Genomic DNA, 18,912 nt, shown 5'->3' with positions numbered 1-18,912 from the left:
AATGTCACATCCAACACCGATCCCTGTAGGCGCGAGGCTTGCCCGCGAAGAGGCCATCTCATTCAACAGAGATGTTGACTATTAGGATGCCTTCGCGGGCAAGCCTCGCTCCTACAGGGGCGGTGGTGAATTCAGAACTTGAGAGCGGCAGCCTTGGCCGTCACTTCAACCCCTTGCTGCCCGCTCGGGCTGATCAGCTGTACCTGAATCTTCTGAGTGGCTGGGAAAGTGTTGAAGATACTGGCCAGGTCCAGGGTTTTCAGCGCGCCCGGGGCTGAGCAGGTGAATTGGTAATGGGCGTGGATTTCGCTGTGGTCGTGATGATGTTCGTCTTTGGCATCGTGATCGTCATCAGCATCCGGCTTGTCACCGAACAACGGGCTTTCCAGTTCCTGGGTCGCCACTACGCAACCGGCGGCTTTCGGCAGGTTGAACAGTGCCAACGGTTTCTCAAGCTGCGCATGAGCGGCGGCCACTTTGGCCTTGTCGGCGTCAGTGGTGGCAGCGTGTTCGAAGCCCACCAGGTTCATCGCCGGGCTTTCCAGCTCCAGCTCCAGGGTCTGACCGTCCAGCGCTGCATTCAGGCGAGCGACGCCATGTTCGTGGGCGCTGAGGCTGCCGTGTTCATGGTCATGATCATGTTCTTCAGCCGCGTGGGCGACGGTCAGTGGCAACAGGGCGAACGGCAGAGCGAGCAGCAGACGGCGCATGGCGGGTCTCCGAAAGTAAAATGAAGAGTTTGTTATGTAATCTTATAACGAAAGTGCGGGGAGTTTGACCGTCTGCTTGGCGTTGCGCAAGTCACATGGGAGCATGCTCGTCAGAAATGTGCAGGAGCAGACTTATGTTGCGTATACGCGGAAGCATCGGCGACTGGCCGGTGGATTTGACGCTGGAGATGGACGACGGCGATTGGGCGCGGCTTGGTGCGCAGTTGCAGGTGGTCAAGCCTGAGGCCAGTGACGCCCCGGCCAAGCCGGTGAATCAGGATGATGCGCTGTGGCAAATCGCCAAGGATTTGCTGCGCAAGGCCGGGCAATTGAGCGGGCCGGATCTGTTGGATCAGTTGGAAGGACTGACCGGCAGCGCGGCGTCGGGCAAGCGCTTGCTGGTGCGTTTGCGTCATTGCACGGATGTGAAGGTGTCGAGCGGCGGGGATACGCCGCTCTATAGCTGGATCAACGCAGGTTAATAAAGCGCAGCAAACAACTTGCGGCGGTAGGTGGTCACCAACGGGTGATCATTGCCCAGCAATTCGAACACCTGCAGCAAGGTCTTGTGCGGCAAGCCTTCGCTGTAGCTGCGATTGCGGACGAACAGCTTCAGCAGCGCATCCAGCGCGGCGTCGTACTGCTGGCGGGCCAGTTGCTGGATTGCCAGTTGATACACCGCTTCATCGTCCTGCGGGTTTTTCGCCAGGCGCGCTTTCAGGTCTGCGGCATCCGGCAAATCCTTGGCTTGGCCAAGGAACTGGATTTGCGCCTTGGCGCCGGCCAGTGCCGCTTTGTGCTCGTCGCTTTTCACTGCGTCGAGCACGGTTTGCGCTTCGCCCAGTTCGCCCCGTTCCGTCAGGCAACGGGCATAGAGGATCAAGGCGGCAGCGTTGGTGTTGTCTTCGCCCAGCAGCACTTTGAGCGCGGCTTCGGCATCGGCGAAACGGCTGTCGTCGAACAGGGCCTGGGCGTGTTCGAATGGATCGGCCGCTGCGGGTGGCGGCATTTGCACATGAGGCTCAAGCATCGCCCGCACGGCGGACTCAGGCTGCGCACCGGCAAAACCGTCCACTGGCTGACCGTCCTTGAACAACACCACGGTCGGCAGGCTGCGAATGCCGAAGCGGGCGACGATGTCCTGTTCGAGATCGCAGTTGACCTTGGCCAGCAGCAATTCGCCCTGGTAGCTCTCGGCGATGGTTTGCAGCAGCGGCATCAGCGATTTGCACGGCGCACACCATTCGGCCCAGAAATCCACCAGCACCGGTTTGTGGAAAGAGTTCTCGATCACCGACTGGTCGAAATCGGCGGTCGTGGCGTCGAAGATGTACGGCGTTTCCTGACTCATGGGGGATCTCGTAAAAGCGTGAATGGGGCAACTATAAGGCTTGGCAGGGTATCGCTGAAAGTGTGGGCGGTCTGACAGGGCGCTTTCGCGGGCAAGTCGGATCGTCGCACCGCTCGTTCCTGCAGGCCCACGCCGATTTGAAGACCGACGCCGAACCTGTAGGAGCGAAGCTTGCTCGCGAAGCTTTTAGCCGCGCCGCGCGTGGTACAGGCTCACATGCCGAAACTCTTCAGGCTCGGCCAGATCCGGCAGGGTCATCGCTTCCAGCATTTCGATACGTTGATAGAGCGGATGCCTGAAATCCCTTACCCGCGAATCCGCCACCAACGCTTCCTGGCCCCGGCTCAAAAACTCATCAAGCAACGGCAGGTTCGCCCGGTCATACAAAACGTCGGCCACCAGAATCAGATCAAACCGATCCGCTTCGGCGAAAAAATCCGTCGAGTAGTTGAGGTGTACGCCATTGAGTTCGGCATTCGCCTGACACGCGGCAATCGCCAGCGGGTCGAGGTCACAGGCCACCACTTCCAGCGCGCCGGCCTTTACTGCCGCAATCCCCGCCACCCCGGAGCCAGCACCGAAATCCAGCACCCGCTTGCCTTCGACCCATTCAGGGAATGCGGCGAGATAGCGGGCAACCGCCAGGCCGCTGGCCCAGCAGAAACTCCAGTAGGGCGGTTCATGCAGAATCCGCCGGGTTTCTTCCGGGCTGAACGCGCGGTCCATGTTATCGCCGTCGATCAGCCAGAGTTTCAGCTCGGTATCGGGCAACGCAACAGGCACAAGCTGCGCATCACCGAGCAATTCACCCAACGCCCGTTGCAGGTCGAGCGGTGCAATCATGGGGCTTTGACGAATTGCAGCTGACCCAAGGCCTGTGTCGTCGGCTGGGTAATGACCTGCGAAGGCAGGTGCAAAATCAACTGGCCGGACTGGCTGGCGCGACCGCGCAATTCAACGCGAACGCCGGCAGGGAACGATTCCGGGTTGAAGCGCAGGTGAAACGGCAGAAGCTGATTGGTGCCGATCAGACTCGAACTGGCGAGCAATTGTTGCGGGCGGTCCTGGGCATCGATCACCAGCAGCGCCAGTTCAACTTCGGCGCCGGCCGGTATGCCTTGCAGGGTGCCGCTCAGTTCACGCTGATAGGCGGGCAACGGGCCGAGGTTGGCGGACTCCTTGGCTTTTTTCTGCGCGGCCTGTGGGGCGGGCCCTGGTGTTGGCGGCTGGGGCTTGGGCGCATCGCTGCTGCAGGCCACCAGCAGGCTGAAAACACTGAGCAATACGAGTGGTCTTAGGGACATTTGCGGCTCCAGCAAGGTGAAATCCATGGATCAAGCTCTATAGGCAGTCTGTATACCGTAAACCCTATGTCTTGTCTTGCCACGGGGATGCGCTACCATGGCCCTCCCTTTTTTTGTTGCCTGCCACCATGCACTGTCCCTTCTGCGGTGCCAACGACACCAAGGTCATCGACTCGCGTCTGGTCGCCGAGGGCGAACAGGTGCGCCGCCGGCGTGAATGCCTGGCCTGCGGCGAGCGTTTCACGACGTTCGAGACCGCCGAACTGGTGTTGCCGCGCCTGATCAAAACCGACGGTAGCCGTCAGCCCTTCGATGAAGAAAAACTTCGCGCGGGCATGCAGCGTGCGCTGGAGAAGCGCCCGGTGAGTGTCGAGCGCCTCGAATCGTCGCTGGTGCATATCAAACACAAACTGCGCGCCACCGGCGAGCGCGAGGTCAAATCCCTCGTGGTCGGTGAACTGGTGATGGCCGAGCTGCAAAAGCTCGACGAAGTCGCCTACATTCGTTTCGCCTCCGTGTATCGGCGCTTCCAGGACCTCAACGAGTTCCGGGAAGAGATCGATCGCCTGGCCCGTGAGCCGGTGAAAGAATGACCACGTCCCCCGAACAAGCCATCCTCGACGCCCATTACATGGCCCGCGCCCTGGAACTGGCGCGCAAAGGCCATTACACGACACACCCCAACCCTCGCGTTGGTTGCGTGATCGTGCGTGACGGGCAGATTGTCGGCGAAGGCTGGCATGTGCGCACTGGCGAGCCCCACGCTGAAGTCCACGCCCTGCGTGCCGCAGGCGACAAGGCCCGAGGTGCCACCGCTTACGTGACCCTCGAACCGTGCAGCCACCACGGCCATACGCCGCCTTGCGCCGATGCGCTGGTGAATGCCGGCCTTGCGCGGGTCGTCGCAGCGATGCAGGACCCGAACCCGTCGGTGGCCGGTCGCGGCCTGCAGCGCCTGGCCCAGGCCGGCATCGCCATCGAAAGTGGCGTGCTGGAAGGCGAGGCGCGCAAGCTTAATCAAGGCTTCCTCAAACGCATGGAACACGGCTTGCCGTTCGTGCGGGTCAAGTTGGCCATGAGCCTGGACGGTCGCACGGCAATGGAAAGCGGCGAGAGCCAATGGATCACCGGCCCGGCCGCACGTTCGGCGGTGCAACGCCTGCGGGCGCAGGCCAGCGTGGTGCTGACCGGCGCCGACACGGTGCTGGCGGACAACGCCCGCTTGACCGTGCGTGCCGATGAGCTGGGCCTGGACGCCGAACAAACGGCCCAGGCCATGAGCCGTCCGCCGCTGCGCGTGCTGATCGACGGCCGTCTGCGAGTGCCGCTGGATGCACCGTTTTTCAAGGCCGGGCCGGCATTGGTCGCCACCTGTATGGCGATTGAAGAGCAGTACGCGAACGGCCCGGAATGCCTGATCGTGGCGGGCGACGATGGTTTGGTCGACCTGCGAAAGTTGCTGGTCGAACTCGCTGCACGCGGGGTCAACGAAGTGTTGGTTGAGGCAGGCCCGCGTCTGGCCGGGGCTTTTGCCCAGCAAGGTCTGGTGGACGAATTCCAGATTTTCATCGCCGGCAAGTTCCTCGGCTCCTCGGCTCGGCCGCTGCTGGACTGGCCGATCGCGCAAATGAAGGATGCGCCTGAGCTCAAAATCACCGAAATTCGCGCGGTTGGCGATGACTGGCGAGTCATCGCCATTCCTGCGCCAGCGGCGAGCGTATAATTCCCGGCCTGCGCCACGCGACGGCCCTGTTCTCGAGGAGAACTCCATGTTTACCGGCATCATCGAATCCATCGGCAGTATTCGTGCATTGACCCCAAAAGGCGGTGATGTGCGGGTCCACGTAGAAACCGGCAAGCTCGATTTGAGCGACGTCAAACTGGGCGACAGCATCGCGGTCAACGGCGTGTGCCTGACGGCGGTTGAGCTGCCGGGTAACGGCTTTGCGGCGGACGTCAGTCGCGAAACCCTCGACTGCACCGCCATGAACGACCTGAAAAGCGGCAGCCCGGTGAACCTGGAAAAGGCCCTGACCCCGACCACTCGCCTCGGCGGGCACTTGGTCAGCGGACACGTCGATGGCGTGGGTGAAGTGGTTTCCCGTACCGAGAATGCGCGCGCCGTGGAATTCCGCATCCGTGCGCCGAAGGACCTGGCCAAGTACATTGCCCATAAAGGTTCGATCACCGTCGACGGCACCAGCCTGACCGTGAACGCGGTCGATGGCGCCGAGTTCATGCTGACTATCATTCCGCACACCCTGAGCGAAACCATCATGGCGTCATACCAGCCAGGTCGCCGGGTAAACCTTGAAGTTGACTTGCTGGCACGTTATCTGGAGCGCCTGTTGCTGGGCGACAAGGCCGCAGAGCCAACCTCCGGAAACATCACCGAAAGCTTTCTGGCCGCCAACGGCTACCTCAAATCCTGACTCAAGGGGGTGCCTTGTGGCGCTCAATAGCATCGAAGAACTGGTTGAAGACATCCGCCAAGGCAAGATGGTCATCCTCATGGATGACGAAGACCGCGAGAACGAAGGCGACCTGATCATGGCCGCCGAGTGCTGCAAGGCCGAACACATCAACTTCATGGCCAAGCACGCCCGTGGCCTGATCTGCATGCCGATGAGCCGCGAGCGTTGCGAGCTGCTCAAGCTGCCCTTGATGGCGCCGCGCAACGGTTCCGGCTTCGGCACCAAGTTCACCGTGTCCATCGAAGCGGCCGAAGGCGTGACCACCGGTATTTCCGCTGCCGACCGCGCACGCACCGTGCAAGCGGCTGCGGCGAAAGACGCCAAGGCTGAAGACATCGTCAGCCCCGGCCACATTTTCCCGCTGATGGCCCAGGCCGGCGGTACCCTGGCCCGCGCTGGCCACACCGAAGCGGCGTGCGACCTGGCGCGCATGGCCGGTTTCGAGCCAAGCGGCGTGATCTGCGAAGTGATGAACGACGACGGCACCATGTCCCGTCGCACCGAGCTCGAAGCCTTCGCGGCCGAACACAACATCAAGATCGGCACCATTGCCGACCTGATTCACTACCGGATGATCCACGAACGTACCGTTCAGCGGATTGCCGAGCAGCCTTTGGACAGCGAACTGGGCCAGTTCAACCTGGTGACCTATCGTGATTCCGTGGAAGGTGACGTGCACATGGCCCTGACCCTGGGCACCGTGTGCGCCGAAGAACCGACCTTGGTTCGCGTGCACAACATGGACCCGCTGCGCGACCTGTTGATGGTCAAGCAACCGGGCCGCTGGAGCCTGCGCGCCGCCATGGCCGCGGTGGCCGAGGCCGGCAGCGGCGTGGTGCTGTTGCTCGGTCACCCGCTCGATGGTGACGTATTGCTGGCGCACATCCGTGAAACTGCGGATCAGGCCATCGTGAAAAAACCGACCACCTACAGCATCGTCGGTGCCGGTTCGCAGATCCTCCGGGACCTGGGCGTGCGCAAAATGCGCTTGATGTCTGCGCCAATGAAATTTAATGCGATATCCGGTTTCGATCTGGAAGTTGTAGAATACGTGCCCTCCGAATAATGACCGGTTGTTTCCAGTCCTTGATTCGCGGCTAACACATCACCGAGGGATGCGTAGAAAACGCGTCCCGGCTCTTTAAGAGATCTAACGAATGACCCTGAAGACCATCGAAGGTACCTTCATCGCCCCTAAAGGCCGCTACGCTCTGGTAGTGGGCCGCTTCAACAGCTTCGTCGTTGAAAGCCTGGTCAGCGGTGCAGTTGATGCCCTGGTTCGCCACGGCGTGAGCGAAAGCGACATCACCATCATCCGCGCGCCTGGCGCCTTCGAAATCCCGCTGGTTGCGCAGAAAGTCGCTCAGAAGGGCGAGTACGCGGCAATCATCGCCCTGGGCGCGGTCATTCGTGGCGGTACTCCGCACTTCGAATACGTGGCTGGCGAATGCACCAAGGGCCTGGCCCAGGTGTCCATGGAGTTCGGCGTTCCGGTCGCATTTGGCGTGCTGACCGTTGATTCCATCGAGCAAGCCATCGAACGTTCCGGCACCAAGGCCGGTAACAAAGGCGCCGAAGCTGCCCTGTCCGCTCTGGAAATGGTCAGCCTGCTGGCGCAGTTGGAGGCCAAGTGATTAGCGACGACAGCGATCAGTTCAACCCGCGCGATCCAAAGCCTGCGGATGCCGGCAAGCCATCGAAAAGCGTCAAGCGTCGCGAAGCCCGTCAGCTCGCGACCCAAGCGCTGTACCAATGGCACATGGCCAAGCAGTCGCTGAACGAGATCGAAGCGCAGTTTCGGGTCGATAACGATTTCAGCGATGTCGATGCCGCATACTTCCACGACATCCTGCACGGCGTTCCGGCCAACAAGCCTGAAATCGACGCTGCACTGACGCCGTGCCTGGACATCACCATCGAAGAGCTGGACCCGGTTGAACTGGCTGTTCTGCGCCTGTCGACCTGGGAACTGCTCAAGCGCGTCGACGTGCCGTACCGCGTTGTGATCAACGAAGGTATCGAGCTGGCGAAAGTCTTCGGTTCCACCGATGGCCACAAATTCGTCAACGGCGTACTCGACAAGCTGGCCCCGCGTCTGCGTGAAGCTGAAGTGAAGGCGTTCAAGCGCTAATCGGCGCTTGATAGCTGCCACATGGGCGAGTTTGAGCTGATCCGCAATTTCTTCGCCGCCGCGCCTTGTGCGCAAGGCGGCGAAGGCGTTGCCCTCGGGATCGGTGATGACTGCGCCTTGCTCGCTTTTCCCCCCGGGGAGCAGTTGGCCATTTCCACCGACACGCTGGTTACCGGCGTGCATTTCGCAGAGCCTTGCGACCCTTTTCTGCTCGGTCAGCGTTCGCTGGCTGTGGCCGTCAGTGATCTGGCCGCCATGGGCGCCACCCCCGTTGCCTTTACCCTTGCCCTGACCTTGCCGACGGTGACCGCCGATTGGCTGGACGCCTACGCCCGTGGTTTGAACGTCATGGCGCAGCACTGTGGCGTGGCGCTGGTGGGCGGTGATACCACGCGCGGGCCGCTGAGCCTGACCATGACCGTGTTTGGTCGTGTGCCGGCCGGCAAGGCGTTGACCCGCAGCGGTGCGCAGCCCGGCGATTTGCTCTGCGTGGGCGGTGAGTTGGGCAATGCAGCGGGTGCCTTGCCGCTGGTGCTGGGGCAGCGGACGGCTGACGCCGCCATCGCTGATCCATTGCTGGCCCATTACTGGTCGCCGCGGCCGCAGCTGGCGTTGGGCCAGGCACTACGCGGCAAAGCCACGTCGGCGCTGGATATCTCCGACGGCCTGCTCGCTGACTGCGGGCATATTGCCCTGGCGTCGAAGGTCGGCATTCAAGTTGAACGGGACCGATTGCCGCTGTCGAACGCTTTAGTGGCCTTCCTCGGCCAATCGGGCGCCCAAGCGGCAGCGTTGAGCGGCGGGGACGATTACGTGCTGGCCTTCACCCTACCGTCCGTCGAGTTGCCCGCGTTGCTGGCCGCCGGCTGGCCGATCCATGTGATCGGCAGGGTAGAGGCCGGGCAGGGCGTGGTACTGCTGGACGCCGATGGACAGGACATCACCCCGCAAACCCGGGGCTATCAACATTTTCGGGAGACACCGTGACAGATCATCCCAAACAGGTCCCGGCGGAATTCGTACCGCCTTCGGTCTGGCGCAATCCCTGGCATTTCCTGGCGTTCGGCTTCGGCTCGGGCACCTTGCCAAAGGCACCGGGCACCTGGGGTTCGTTAGTTGCGCTACCCTTTATCCCGTTGTGGCAGATGCTGCCCGACTGGGGTTACTGGCTGATGCTCGGCATCACCATGCTGTTCGGCTTCTGGCTGTGCGGCAAGGTCGCCGACGATTTGCGGGTACACGATCACGAAGGCATCGTCTGGGACGAAATGGTCGGGATGTGGATCACCCTGTGGCTGGTACCGGAAGGCTGGTACTGGTTGCTGGCGGGGTTCCTGGTGTTCCGCTTCTTCGACATTCTCAAGCCCTGGCCGATTCACTGGATCGACCGGCATGTGCACGGTGGCGTCGGGATCATGCTCGATGACGTATTGGCAGGCGTGTTTGCGTGGTTGGCCATGCAAGGGCTGGTGTGGATTTTCGCCTGACGGGCGAGACAGGGGACTAGGGATGGCTCGGCGCTGGTGGGTTGTGATGGTGTTCGCCATGTTTTGCTCGATCGTCCGAGCGGGCGATGCCACGACGACGCCGTCCGTGATTCATCTGGCCAGCGAAGACTGGGAAGACTACACCGCCGCTGACGGTCATGGCCTGGGTTGGGACGTGCTGCGGGAAGTGTTCGAGCCGGCCGGTGTCAAACTGGACATCCGCACCGAGCCTTACACCCGCTCCGTAGGCCTGGCCCAACTCCGCGAAGTGGATGCCTGTGTCGGCTCCTACCGCGACGAAAACAGCGATCTGCTTTATCCGCGCTGGAACTTCGATACCGATCACATCTACGCCCTGGGCCTGGCGAGCAATCCGGCACCGACCCTGGAGACGCTGGGCAACTATCGACTGGCCTGGGTCCGCGGCTACGACTACCAGGATTACCTGCCCAACGTGCAGCGCTATAACGAAGTCATCCGGCGCACCGGGATTCTGTCGATGCTGACCCACAACCGCGCCGACTACTACATCGATGCGCTGACCGAAGTCGACTATGTCCTCAAGTGGGCCAAGGATCCTTCGCAGTTTCGTCGCACCCACATCGCGGAATTGCCGCTGTACCTGTGCTTCGCCGATACGCCCAAAGCTCGGACGTTGATGGCGCTGTTCGATGAGCGCATGGAGTTGCTGGTGAAAAGCGGCCGGTTGAAACCGATCTTCGAACGCTGGAAACAACCCTATCCGTTCGATTCGAAATGAACACAAGTCCCTGTGGCACTGATGATTTCCTGTGGGCGTGAGCCTGCTCGCGATGGCGACTATCTGTTAAAGATCGGTGTTCCGACACACTGCTATCGCGAGCAGACTCACTCCCACAGGGTGCTTGGGCGGACCTGAGATCTAACTTTTTGATCGTTATGCCCCATAATTCAGCCTAAGCGTCTGTAGGAACCTGCTGTTACAATGCCGCCTCTGCGAAACTCCAGTACTCATTGATCAGGAGCACACCGGTGCCTGTCGTTTTTGTCGCCGCTTCCAAGCTGCCAACGCCTTTTGCGCAATTCACCATGCACGGCTTTCTCGATGAAGAGAACGGACGCGAGCACGTGGTGCTGAGCCTGGGTGAGTTCGCCGACGGTGCCCCGGTACTGGGTCGGTTGCACTCCGAATGCCTGACCGGCGACGCCTTGTTCAGCCAGCGTTGCGACTGCGGCTCGCAGCTTGAGGCCGCCTTGCAGGCCATCGCCCGTGAAGGTCGTGGCGTGTTGCTTTACCTGCGCCAGGAAGGCCGTGGCATCGGCTTGCTGAACAAGATCCGCGCCTATGAGTTGCAGGATGGCGGTGCCGACACCGTTGAAGCCAACGAGCGTCTGGGCTTCGCCGCCGACCAGCGTGACTACGCCATGTGCCTGCCGATGCTGGAACACCTGGGCGTGAAATCCCTGCGCTTGATGACCAACAATCCGCGCAAGGTCAAAGCCTTGACCGACATGGGCATCGTGGTCGCCGAGCGTGTGCCGCTGCACACCGGTCACAACCCGCACAACAAACTCTACCTGGCCACCAAGGCCAGCAAGCTCGACCACATGATGGGCAACGAGCATCAGGGCGAGGCAGACCGGGCGTGACGCGCGGTCAAGTACGGCGGCGATTGTCCTTCAACTGGTGGCAATACCTGGCTCTGGCCCTGCTGCCCCTGTTCGTGATCAATGGTGTGTTCGGCCAGGGCGAGGCGCTCCTGCCGGTGCTGGCGATGCCGTTTTTCATCGCTGGTGTCGCCTCGATGTTTGTCAGCCTGAAGTTTTTTGGTGGCTACAAGCACGCATTGATCGCCACCCAGAAAGCCCTCGACACCCCGGAAGAACCCGCCGCCTGGATTACCCTGGCCGCCAAGCGCCGCACGGCGTTGCTGGTTGCGAGCCTGCCGGCCTGGATCGGCGCGTTGGCGGTGTTCGTCGGCCTTGAAGCGGTGCCGTTGGTGCTGCTGGCGCTGTCGACCACCGTGCTGTTCTACCTCTACCGTATCCCGCGTCAACTCGGCTGATGTATCGCTTCTGGCTGGCGCTGATGCTGCTGGCCGGCAGCGGCATGGCCTGCGCTGTTGAGCGCGTTGTCAGCCTCGCGCCGTCTCTGTCTGAAATCGTTGTCGAACTGGGCTCCGCGGACCTTCTGGTCGGCGTGCTGGATGCCGGTGAACGTCCTGCCGAACTCAACGGGCTTCCATCGGTTGGCCGCTATGGCCAGTTGGATATGGAGCAGTTGCTCAGCCTGAAACCCGATTTACTTCTGCTCTGGCCCGGCAGCGTTGGCCCGGCCCAGCGTGAACAACTCAAGCGCCTGAACATCCCTACGTATGTCGCCGAACCCCACAACCTCGAACAACTGACTGCGCAGATCGAAGCGATTGCCACGCAACTCGGTCGGCCTGAGCGTGGCGTTTCATTGGCCGCGCAATTACGCCAGCGCCTGGATCTGCTGCGCCAGCGATATCGCCGGGATCAACCGTTGCGGGTGTTTTATCAGGTGTGGGATCGGCCGCTGTACACCGTTGGCGGCGGGCAGATCATCAGTGATGCGCTGGAGGTGTGCGGGGCGCGCAATGTATTCGCCGACCTGACATTGCCGGCGCCGCAGGTCAGCGTCGAGGCGGTGTTGCAGCGTAATCCCGACGTGATTCTGGCCAGTGATCAGGCGCAGCTGGAGGCGTGGAAAGCCTGGCCGCAGGTGGCGGCGGTGGCGCAGGGGCGGTTGCTGTTGGTGACGGACAAGGGGCTGGAGCGGCCGAGTGGGCAGATGATCGAGGCGACGTCCAAACTTTGCCAGGTCATCGCGCCCGACCGCTAAGACCAAGGTGCGTCCTTCGCGGGCAAGCCTCGCTCCTACAGGTCCGGGGTGATCCTTGTAGGAGCGAGGCTTGCCCGCGAAGAGGCCCGCCCGAACACCGCACATTCAGAGTCCAGGCGTCCAGGTCACCCCAAACATCCACGCCCGACCTTCCTCGCGATACCCATACTGACTGCCATCATGGGTGTACAGCGCCCGGCTATAGCCCTTGTCCAGCAGGTTATCGACTTTCAGCTCAAGCTTGACCTCGCGATTCAATTCCCAGCTGCTGCGCAACCCCAGCAGGGCATAGCCACCCAACGGCTGTTGATTGTTCAAGTCGTCATAGCTGCTGCTCACCGCTTGCCAGCTGGCGCCGAGGCCGAACCGGTCGAACTGACGATCCAGGTCCAGGCTCAAGGTGCGCCGCGCACGACGGGCCAGGGTATGGCCGCTGTCGCGATCCCTTGGGTCGATGATCGCCACGCCGAGGTTGCTCTGCCAGCCGAACAGTTCTTGTTTCAGAGCCGCTTCGAACCCGTTGATCCGAGCCGAAGCCACGTTCTGTGGCCGTGAGTTGCTGCCAAAAATAATCGCGTCTTCAAGGTCCGTGCGATAAAGCGAAGTTTCGAGACGACTGGTCTCGGTCAACTGACTGCGCCATTGCAGCTCGTAGCTTTTCGAGGTTTCAGGCTTGAGGTCCGGGTTGCTGAAGTCCGGGTAGTACAAGTCATTGAAGGTCGGTGCGCGGAAACCTTCGCTGTAGGTCAGCAATACGTCGTTGTCCGGGTTCAGCGGCAGGGTGAAGGTGCCGCTCCAGCTGTTCTGGCCGCCAAACTGCTGGTTCTGGTCCCGGCGCAGACCCAGTTCCGTGGAGAAACTGTCCGCCTGGTAGCGATGCTGGATAAACGCTGCGCGGTTCCAACGGCTGTCCTCGTCGAACGGGGTGCTGCTGTTGATCCGGTCTTCGTACCAGTCGCCGCCGAGAATCAGGCTGTTGCGCTCATTGAGCGTCAGGTCGTTCTGCCAGTTCACCGAATCACGGTACGTGTTGAACACGCTGCGTTCATCGCTGAGTTTGTCGAGGGTCTTCTCGCGGTTTTCGCTGTGACCGAATTCGACGCGGGTTTTCCAGATGTCGTTGACCCTGGCATCGACATAACTGCTGATACTGCTCACGGCAAAGTCGCTGTAAGGCTGCTGCTGGAGCGATTCGAAGGTCGTCGTGTCAAAGCGCCCGAATGGATTGTCGAACTCGCTTTTGCCGCGGTTATCCAGCAGGTTGGCGCCGATTTCGATGTCGTCGGTGAGGGCATGGCTCAGGCTCAGACTGACCGATTTGTTGCGGTATTCGTCATGATCGCCGTCGCTGGGATAGGACTCGTGGGTGCGGTTGATCCCGGTGGTTTCATCGAGGCTGGCGCCGAGGTTGAAGCGGGTTTTCTCATCGCCACCGGATAATCCGAGGCTGCGCTCCCAGGTCTGATGGCTGCCAAACCCCACGTGCATACGTGGTTGCAAGCCTTTTTCGCCACCACGCCGAGTGAAAATCTGGATCACGCCGCCAATCGCATCACTGCCATAAATCACCGAACGGGAGCCGCGCAGCACTTCCACGCGCTCGACCTGGTCGATGTTGATGTGTTGCAGGTTGCTGTCGCCGGAGGTTGAGTTGCCGATGCGTTGGCCGTCCACCAGCACCAGGCTCTGCGCTGACTGGGTGCCGCGAATGTAGATCCCCGGCAGACTGCCGCGCCCGCCGGTTTGCACGACTTGCACGCCGGGTACACGACTCAGCAAGTCCGTGACGCTGCCCGGTTGCAGGCGGTCGATGTCGTCGCGGGTGAAAACGGTGTTGGCGGCGCTGCTGTCGTTACGCGCTTCGACCTGACGGTTGGCGCTGATCAGCACTTCGGGGAGTTTCAGGGCTTGATCGCGTTCGAAGGTGTCGGCCAGAAGTTGGCCGGCCGGCAGCAGGGTCAGTGTCAGGGCGAGGGGGGAGAGTTTCATCGGTAATCCGTTGGCGCTTTAAAGCGAACACAAATTTTGAAAGGCCCAGAAAACCAATGTGGGAGCGAGCCTGCTCGCGATGAGGGTATGTCAGTCAAAGAAGAGGTGACTGGCAGACCGCTATCGCGAGCAGGCTCGCTCCCACAAGGGGTTTTGCATTTGTTCAGATGTTGAGTAGTTGCAGGCGCTGGCGAACCGAAGCCTCGATCCCGGCCTCATCCAGCCCGCACTCGGCCAGCATCTGCGCAGGCTTCGCGTGCTCGACGTAACTGTCCGGCAAGCCCAGATGCAGCATCGACTTGAGGATGTTTTCACGCGCCAGGAACTCGCTGACCGCGCCACCGGCGCCGCCCATGATCGCGTTCTCTTCGATCGTCACCAGTAACTCATGGCTGCCGGCAATGTCGCGAACCAGGTCTTCATCCAGCGGTTTGACGAAACGCATGTCGACCACGGTTGCATCCAGCGTCTCGGCGACTTTCAGCGCCTCGGCCAGTTGCACGCCGAACACCAGCAGGGCGACTTTGCTGCCCTGGCGACGAACCACGCCTTTGCCGATTTCAATCGGTTGCAAGTCTTTCTCGATCGTTGCATTCGGGCCGGTGCCGCGCGGATAACGCACCGCCGCCGGGCCGTTGAACAGGTGACCGGTGGTGAGCATTTTGCGCAATTCGTTTTCGTCGCTCGGGGTCATCACCAGCATGCCGGGGATGCAACGCAGGAACGACAGGTCGAAGCTGCCCGCATGGGTCGGGCCGTCTTCACCCACCAGCCCTGCGCGGTCGATGGCGAACAGCACGTCGAGGTTTTGTACCGCGACGTCATGGATCAGTTGATCGTAACCGCGTTGCAGGAAGGTCGAATAAATCGCCACAACAGGTTTCGCGCCTTCGCACGCCATGCCGGCGGCGAGGGTCACGGCGTGTTGCTCGGCAATCGCCACGTCGAAGTAGCGCAGCGGGAAACGCTCGCTGAACGCCACCAGGTCGGAGCCTTCTTTCATCGCCGGGGTGATGCCCACCAAACGCGGATCAGAGGCGGCCATGTCGCATAGCCATTCGCCGAACACACCGGAATACTTCGGCCCACCGGATTTCTTCGGTGCAGCGGCCGGCGCATCAACGGGCTCAAGCTTGGTGATGGCGTGGTAACCGATCGGGTCGATTTCCGCCGGGGCGAAGCCTTTGCCTTTCTTGGTGACGACGTGCAGAAACTGCGGGCCTTTCAGATCGCGCATGTTACGCAGGGTGGCGATCAGGGTCGGCAGGTCGTGGCCATCGATCGGGCCGATGTAGTTCCAGCCCAGCTCTTCGAACAGCGTGCCGGGAACCAGCATGCCTTTGGCATATTCTTCGGTGCGACGGGCGATTTCCCAAGCGCCGGGCAGGCGCGACAGGACCTTTTTGCTGCCTTCACGCATGCTCGCGTAAGTGCGGCTGGAAAGGATCTTCGCCAGGTAGTTCGACAGCCCGCCGACGTTGCGCGAGATCGACATGTCGTTGTCGTTGAGGATCACCAGCATGTTGGCGTTCACTTCCGGCGCATGGTTCAGCGCCTCGAAGGCCATGCCCGCGGTCAGTGCGCCGTCGCCGATCACGGCAATGGCCTTGCGATCACTGTTCTGCAGGCGGGCGGCAATCGCCATGCCCAGCGCTGCGCTGATCGATGTGCTGGAGTGGCCTACGCCAAAGGTGTCGTACTCGCTCTCGGAACGACGCGGGAAGGCGGCGACGCCGTCCTTTTGGCGCAGGGTGCCCATGCGCTCGCGACGGCCGGTGAGGATTTTGTGCGGATAGGCCTGATGACCCACGTCCCACACCAGCCGGTCGTCCGGGGTGTCGAAGACGTAATGCAACGCGATGGTCAGCTCGATGACGCCCAGGCCGGCACCGAAATGCCCGCCGGTCTGACCGACCGTGTAGAGCAATTCCAGGCGCAACTCATCGGCCAGGGTTTCCAGCTCGGCTTCGCCTAACCGGCGCAGGCCGTCCGGCGTGTTGGCACGGTCGAGCAGGGGCGTGGTCGGGCGCTTGCGGGGAATCTCATGAAACGTCGTGGGCATCAGGCGAATCGTTATAGGTATAAAAGATGCGGCAGTTTACCTGATGCATCGCCCCCTGCCCACGCGTTGCTTTTAACTTGGCGGATACGCCGTCAGCTGCGCCGCTCGACGATGTAGCGGGCCAGATCGCGCAACGGCTCGGCTGCCGCGTCAAACGGTCGCAGTGCGTGCAGGGCCTGATCGCGCAGTTCCAGGGCGTAGGCCTTGGCCGCGTCGAGGCCGAGCAGGGCCGGGTAGGTCGGTTTGTCGCGCGCGATGTCGGCACCCTGGCGTTTGCCGAGGGTTTCGGTATCGCTTTCGACGTCGAGAATGTCGTCCTGCACCTGGAACGCCAGGCCGATGGCCTGTGCATAAGTCTGCAAGGACTTCAGTTCGTCCTTCTCGGCACGGCCGCTGGCCAGGGCGCCGAGTTTGACGCTGACCTCGATCAGCGCGCCGGTCTTGTGCCGGTGCATGGTTTCGAGGGCTTTTTGGTCAAGTTTCAGACCGACCGAACCAAGGTCGATGGCCTGACCGCCGACCATGCCGGCCGGGCCTGCCGCCAATGCCAGGGCGCTGACCATCTGCAGGCGGAGGTGGTCGGAGGTGAGAGCAGCGTCCGACGTGCTCAGGCGCGGGTCGAGCAGGGCGCTGAACGCCAGGCTCTGCAAGCCGTCACCGGCAAGGATCGCGCAGGCTTCATCGAATTTTTTGTGAGTGGTCGGCTGGCCGCGACGCAGATCGTCGTCGTCCATGGCTGGCAGGTCGTCGTGTACCAGGGAATACGCGTGAATCAGCTCCACCGCGCAGGCCGCGCCGTTGGCTTGCTCAGCCTTGCCACCGAGCGCTTCGCACGCGGCGTAGGCCAGGAGCGGGCGAACCCGTTTGCCACCATTCATCACGCTGTAGCGCATGGCTTCGTACAACCGCGCGAGCTCAGGGCTCGGCGCGTTGAACAGGGTTTCCAGTGCAGCGTTGACGCGGGCCTGGCTGGTCGCCGAATACGCAGCAATCATTCCGGCTGATCCGCGTCGAAGGGTTCCTCGGCCAGCTCGCCATCACGCTCGAGCAGCACTTGAACCTTTTGCTCGGCCTGGGCCAGCGCCGCCTGGCAATCGCGGGTCAGACCGATGCCTTGCTCGAAAGCCGTCAGCGAGTCTTCCAGCGACAATTCGCCGTTCTCCAGTCGCTCCACCAGCGTTTGCAGGTCAGCGAGGGATTGTTCGAAATCCAGTGCAGCTTTTTTGCGGGCCATGGCGGCTATTTCCGGTTGACGTTAAACCGGCGCGACACTAGCAGACATGGGGGGTATGGGCAAATGAGGGCGGGTTTTTGAGCCTTGATCGCAAGTTGAAAACACCCCTTGTGGCGAGGGAGCTTGCTCCCGCTGGGTCGCGCAGCAGCCCCAAAACCATTTACCCAGGGTTTTCAGGAATACCGCATTCAGCCATTTACGACTGCTGCGCAGCCGAGCGGGAGCAAGCTCCCTCGCCACAAAGGAATGTCGCTTCCGTGAGTGATGGGGATTATTCGGCTCATTTCGTGAGCCGAATAAACGCGCTATTCGGCTCACGGCCCCAAATGAGCGTGATTCCTACCGCAAATATAGATGTATCCGATTGTTAAAAAACCGCCAAATGGCTAACCTTCGCGCCTTCTACGACCCAATAGTCACGGGTCTTTCTGACGAAACGCAGTTTTAGGATCTGTAACGCGCCGAGGATCGGGTGCAAGGTTTCGTTATGCATGGCAGGAGGCGTCACATGCGTTCATTTCTTCTGGTGCTGATGGCGTTGGTCTGCGCGACCGCTGCTTGGGCCGAGCCGACGGCTGAGTTGTCGGAGCCGGTCGGCGGCTGGCGCTTCAACGGCCTGCTGGACCGCAGCGAATATCCTCAAGTCGCCTATCCGACGCCGCCCATCGACCGGGGCGTGCAGCGCAATCGCACGATGATCCAGGGCCAGCTTAAGGCCATCGGCACGCAACGCGGGCCTCATACGCTGGCCGTCAACGGCAATCCCCTGAATCTGTACACCGACGACCAGGGGCGATTCGCCCGGCCGTATGCGTTCGGCGCCGGTTCCAATAGCGTCGAAGTGCGCAGCTCTGAAGGCAAATCGCTCAAGCGCGTTCAATTCTATGAAGCCAACAACCTGCGCACCCCGGCGCGGATTCGCGTGGTGCTGGGTTGGGATGACCCGAAAGCCGAACTCGATCTGCACATCATTACCCCCGACGGCCAACACGCGTTCTGGGCTCGCCCGGCGATGAGCAATGGCGGCGGGTTGGATCCGGACGGCGTCGATGGCCCCGGCCCGGAAATGTTCACCATGACCGCGCCGATGCATGGCACCTATCTGGTTTACGTGAACTATTGGGGCAACTTCGGCAGCGGCGGCTATAACTTCGAGGAGACCAGCAACCAGAACGAGGTGATCACCTCGCAGATCAACCTGGTGCTCAACGAAAATACCGTCGACGAAAAACGCGAGACCTTCATCGTGCCCCTGCGGGCCATCGGTGACCTGCTGCTGGTCAAGACTTTCAACTATTAAGCATCCCGCTCCACGGATGACATCG

22 protein-coding genes are annotated in these 18,912 nt (G+C 61.5%); 14 read left to right on the top strand and 8 right to left on the bottom strand.

Features of this window, described 5'->3' with window-relative positions; genetic code table 11:
- Nucleotides 1-131: 131 nt before the first annotated feature.
- Nucleotides 132-710, bottom strand: coding sequence for a DUF2796 domain-containing protein (locus tag FBY01_RS25480; protein ID WP_145310007.1), 579 nt, complete (start codon nucleotides 708-710; stop codon nucleotides 132-134).
- A 134-nt stretch (nucleotides 711-844) separates the two neighbouring features.
- On the opposite strand from FBY01_RS25480, the gene FBY01_RS25475 reads away from it, so the two are divergent.
- On the top strand, nucleotides 845-1,192 hold the full coding sequence (locus FBY01_RS25475; RefSeq protein WP_102593809.1) for a hypothetical protein: 348 nt from the start codon (nucleotides 845-847) through the stop codon (nucleotides 1,190-1,192).
- Here FBY01_RS25475 and trxA read toward each other — a convergent pair.
- The 3 genes from trxA to FBY01_RS25460 all read right to left on the bottom strand — a co-directional run bounded on the left by trxA (nucleotide 1,189) and on the right by FBY01_RS25460 (nucleotide 3,365).
- A complete protein-coding gene (gene trxA, locus FBY01_RS25470; protein ID WP_077749238.1) occupies nucleotides 1,189-2,061 on the bottom strand; it encodes a thioredoxin in 873 nt (290 codons plus the stop codon). The two genes, FBY01_RS25475 and trxA, sit on opposite strands and share 4 nt — an antisense overlap.
- Nucleotides 2,062-2,247: 186 nt before the next feature.
- On the bottom strand, nucleotides 2,248-2,904 hold the full coding sequence (locus tag FBY01_RS25465) for a methyltransferase (protein ID WP_145310005.1): 657 nt from the start codon (nucleotides 2,902-2,904) through the stop codon (nucleotides 2,248-2,250).
- A complete protein-coding gene (locus tag FBY01_RS25460) occupies nucleotides 2,901-3,365 on the bottom strand; it encodes a YbaY family lipoprotein (RefSeq protein WP_042932997.1) in 465 nt (154 codons plus the stop codon). The genes FBY01_RS25465 and FBY01_RS25460 overlap by 4 nt, the downstream gene beginning before the upstream one ends.
- 128 nt (nucleotides 3,366-3,493) lie before the next feature.
- Between FBY01_RS25460 and nrdR the strand changes: the two genes are divergently transcribed.
- The 12 genes from nrdR (at nucleotide 3,494) to FBY01_RS25400 (ending at nucleotide 12,302) form a co-directional block, all read left to right on the top strand.
- Nucleotides 3,494-3,958: a transcriptional regulator NrdR gene (gene nrdR / locus FBY01_RS25455; protein WP_003228656.1), complete on the top strand. Its 465-nt coding sequence runs from the start codon at nucleotides 3,494-3,496 to the stop codon at nucleotides 3,956-3,958.
- Nucleotides 3,955-5,088 carry a bifunctional diaminohydroxyphosphoribosylaminopyrimidine deaminase/5-amino-6-(5-phosphoribosylamino)uracil reductase RibD gene (ribD, locus tag FBY01_RS25450; protein WP_077749236.1) on the top strand — a complete coding sequence of 378 codons (1,134 nt, stop codon included), beginning with the start codon at nucleotides 3,955-3,957 and terminating at the stop codon, nucleotides 5,086-5,088. Before nrdR ends, ribD begins: the two co-directional genes overlap by 4 nt.
- A 46-nt stretch (nucleotides 5,089-5,134) precedes the next feature.
- A complete protein-coding gene (locus FBY01_RS25445; protein WP_010467322.1) occupies nucleotides 5,135-5,797 on the top strand; it encodes a riboflavin synthase in 663 nt (220 codons plus the stop codon).
- 16 nt (nucleotides 5,798-5,813) lie between these two features.
- A complete protein-coding gene (gene ribBA, locus FBY01_RS25440; protein WP_010467323.1) occupies nucleotides 5,814-6,905 on the top strand; it encodes a bifunctional 3,4-dihydroxy-2-butanone-4-phosphate synthase/GTP cyclohydrolase II in 1,092 nt (363 codons plus the stop codon).
- Between the two features lie 91 nt (nucleotides 6,906-6,996).
- On the top strand, nucleotides 6,997-7,473 hold the full coding sequence (gene ribE, locus FBY01_RS25435) for a 6,7-dimethyl-8-ribityllumazine synthase (protein WP_003185938.1): 477 nt from the start codon (nucleotides 6,997-6,999) through the stop codon (nucleotides 7,471-7,473).
- Nucleotides 7,470-7,970, top strand: a complete 501-nt coding sequence (gene nusB, locus FBY01_RS25430) for a transcription antitermination factor NusB (protein WP_145310003.1) — start codon at nucleotides 7,470-7,472, stop codon at nucleotides 7,968-7,970. Before ribE ends, nusB begins: the two co-directional genes overlap by 4 nt.
- 21 nt (nucleotides 7,971-7,991) lie before the next feature.
- Nucleotides 7,992-8,957 (top strand): thiamine-phosphate kinase, encoded by a 966-nt coding sequence (thiL, locus tag FBY01_RS25425; protein WP_145310001.1) that lies wholly within the window; start codon nucleotides 7,992-7,994, stop codon nucleotides 8,955-8,957.
- Complete coding sequence (locus FBY01_RS25420; protein ID WP_008033735.1) at nucleotides 8,954-9,457, top strand: phosphatidylglycerophosphatase A; 504 nt, start codon at nucleotides 8,954-8,956, stop codon at nucleotides 9,455-9,457. The genes thiL and FBY01_RS25420 overlap by 4 nt, the downstream gene beginning before the upstream one ends.
- 22 nt (nucleotides 9,458-9,479) lie before the next feature.
- Nucleotides 9,480-10,217: an ABC transporter substrate-binding protein gene (locus tag FBY01_RS25415; RefSeq protein WP_010467326.1), complete on the top strand. Its 738-nt coding sequence runs from the start codon at nucleotides 9,480-9,482 to the stop codon at nucleotides 10,215-10,217.
- A 251-nt stretch (nucleotides 10,218-10,468) separates the two neighbouring features.
- Entirely contained in the window at nucleotides 10,469-11,086 is a 618-nt protein-coding gene (gene ribA / locus FBY01_RS25410) for a GTP cyclohydrolase II (protein ID WP_027924335.1), read from the top strand.
- Entirely contained in the window at nucleotides 11,083-11,502 is a 420-nt protein-coding gene (locus FBY01_RS25405) for an MFS transporter (protein ID WP_077749232.1), read from the top strand. Before ribA ends, FBY01_RS25405 begins: the two co-directional genes overlap by 4 nt.
- Nucleotides 11,502-12,302 (top strand): cobalamin-binding protein, encoded by an 801-nt coding sequence (locus FBY01_RS25400; RefSeq protein ID WP_145309999.1) that lies wholly within the window; start codon nucleotides 11,502-11,504, stop codon nucleotides 12,300-12,302. Before FBY01_RS25405 ends, FBY01_RS25400 begins: the two co-directional genes overlap by 1 nt.
- Nucleotides 12,303-12,407: 105 nt before the next feature.
- Here FBY01_RS25400 and FBY01_RS25395 read toward each other — a convergent pair whose 3' ends face one another.
- From FBY01_RS25395 to FBY01_RS25380, 4 genes are all read right to left on the bottom strand, one after another.
- Nucleotides 12,408-14,291, bottom strand: a complete 1,884-nt coding sequence (locus tag FBY01_RS25395) for a TonB-dependent receptor domain-containing protein (protein WP_145309998.1) — start codon at nucleotides 14,289-14,291, stop codon at nucleotides 12,408-12,410.
- A gap of 163 nt (nucleotides 14,292-14,454) precedes the next feature.
- Nucleotides 14,455-16,353, bottom strand: coding sequence for a 1-deoxy-D-xylulose-5-phosphate synthase (gene dxs / locus FBY01_RS25390; RefSeq protein WP_010467331.1), 1,899 nt, complete (start codon nucleotides 16,351-16,353; stop codon nucleotides 14,455-14,457).
- Between the two features lie 92 nt (nucleotides 16,354-16,445).
- On the bottom strand, nucleotides 16,446-17,348 hold the full coding sequence (locus FBY01_RS25385; protein ID WP_010467332.1) for a polyprenyl synthetase family protein: 903 nt from the start codon (nucleotides 17,346-17,348) through the stop codon (nucleotides 16,446-16,448).
- A complete protein-coding gene (locus FBY01_RS25380; protein WP_007894317.1) occupies nucleotides 17,345-17,587 on the bottom strand; it encodes an exodeoxyribonuclease VII small subunit in 243 nt (80 codons plus the stop codon). The genes FBY01_RS25385 and FBY01_RS25380 overlap by 4 nt, the downstream gene beginning before the upstream one ends.
- Before the next feature lie 508 nt (nucleotides 17,588-18,095).
- Here FBY01_RS25380 and FBY01_RS25375 point away from each other — a divergent pair.
- On the top strand, nucleotides 18,096-18,887 hold the full coding sequence (locus tag FBY01_RS25375) for a YfaP family protein (protein WP_077749229.1): 792 nt from the start codon (nucleotides 18,096-18,098) through the stop codon (nucleotides 18,885-18,887).
- The last annotated feature ends 25 nt before the right edge of the window (nucleotides 18,888-18,912 follow it).

The sequence above is a fragment of the Pseudomonas sp. SJZ077 genome, assembly GCF_007993905.1.
GTDB classification, from domain to species: Bacteria; Pseudomonadota; Gammaproteobacteria; order Pseudomonadales; family Pseudomonadaceae; genus Aquipseudomonas; species Aquipseudomonas mandelii.
The sequence above is the reverse complement of the archived record's forward strand: the minus strand, read 5'-3'. Positions and strand labels throughout refer to the sequence as shown.

Coding starts and splice junctions, on each gene's coding strand:
- FBY01_RS25475 (WP_102593809.1), top strand. CDS start 845: ATGTTGCGTATACGCGGAAGCATCGGCGACTGGCCGGTGGATTTGACG.
- FBY01_RS25380 (WP_007894317.1), bottom strand. CDS start 17,587: ATGGCCCGCAAAAAAGCTGCACTGGATTTCGAACAATCCCTCGCTGAC.
- FBY01_RS25480 (WP_145310007.1), bottom strand. CDS start 710: ATGCGCCGTCTGCTGCTCGCTCTGCCGTTCGCCCTGTTGCCACTGACC.
- thiL (WP_145310001.1), top strand. CDS start 7,992: ATGGGCGAGTTTGAGCTGATCCGCAATTTCTTCGCCGCCGCGCCTTGT.
- FBY01_RS25400 (WP_145309999.1), top strand. CDS start 11,502: ATGTATCGCTTCTGGCTGGCGCTGATGCTGCTGGCCGGCAGCGGCATG.
- ribD (WP_077749236.1), top strand. CDS start 3,955: ATGACCACGTCCCCCGAACAAGCCATCCTCGACGCCCATTACATGGCC.
- FBY01_RS25465 (WP_145310005.1), bottom strand. CDS start 2,904: ATGATTGCACCGCTCGACCTGCAACGGGCGTTGGGTGAATTGCTCGGT.
- FBY01_RS25460 (WP_042932997.1), bottom strand. CDS start 3,365: ATGTCCCTAAGACCACTCGTATTGCTCAGTGTTTTCAGCCTGCTGGTG.
- FBY01_RS25375 (WP_077749229.1), top strand. CDS start 18,096: ATGCGTTCATTTCTTCTGGTGCTGATGGCGTTGGTCTGCGCGACCGCT.
- FBY01_RS25445 (WP_010467322.1), top strand. CDS start 5,135: ATGTTTACCGGCATCATCGAATCCATCGGCAGTATTCGTGCATTGACC.
- FBY01_RS25395 (WP_145309998.1), bottom strand. CDS start 14,291: ATGAAACTCTCCCCCCTCGCCCTGACACTGACCCTGCTGCCGGCCGGC.
- FBY01_RS25415 (WP_010467326.1), top strand. CDS start 9,480: ATGGCTCGGCGCTGGTGGGTTGTGATGGTGTTCGCCATGTTTTGCTCG.
- ribE (WP_003185938.1), top strand. CDS start 6,997: ATGACCCTGAAGACCATCGAAGGTACCTTCATCGCCCCTAAAGGCCGC.
- FBY01_RS25385 (WP_010467332.1), bottom strand. CDS start 17,348: ATGATTGCTGCGTATTCGGCGACCAGCCAGGCCCGCGTCAACGCTGCA.
- trxA (WP_077749238.1), bottom strand. CDS start 2,061: ATGAGTCAGGAAACGCCGTACATCTTCGACGCCACGACCGCCGATTTC.
- nrdR (WP_003228656.1), top strand. CDS start 3,494: ATGCACTGTCCCTTCTGCGGTGCCAACGACACCAAGGTCATCGACTCG.
- dxs (WP_010467331.1), bottom strand. CDS start 16,353: ATGCCCACGACGTTTCATGAGATTCCCCGCAAGCGCCCGACCACGCCC.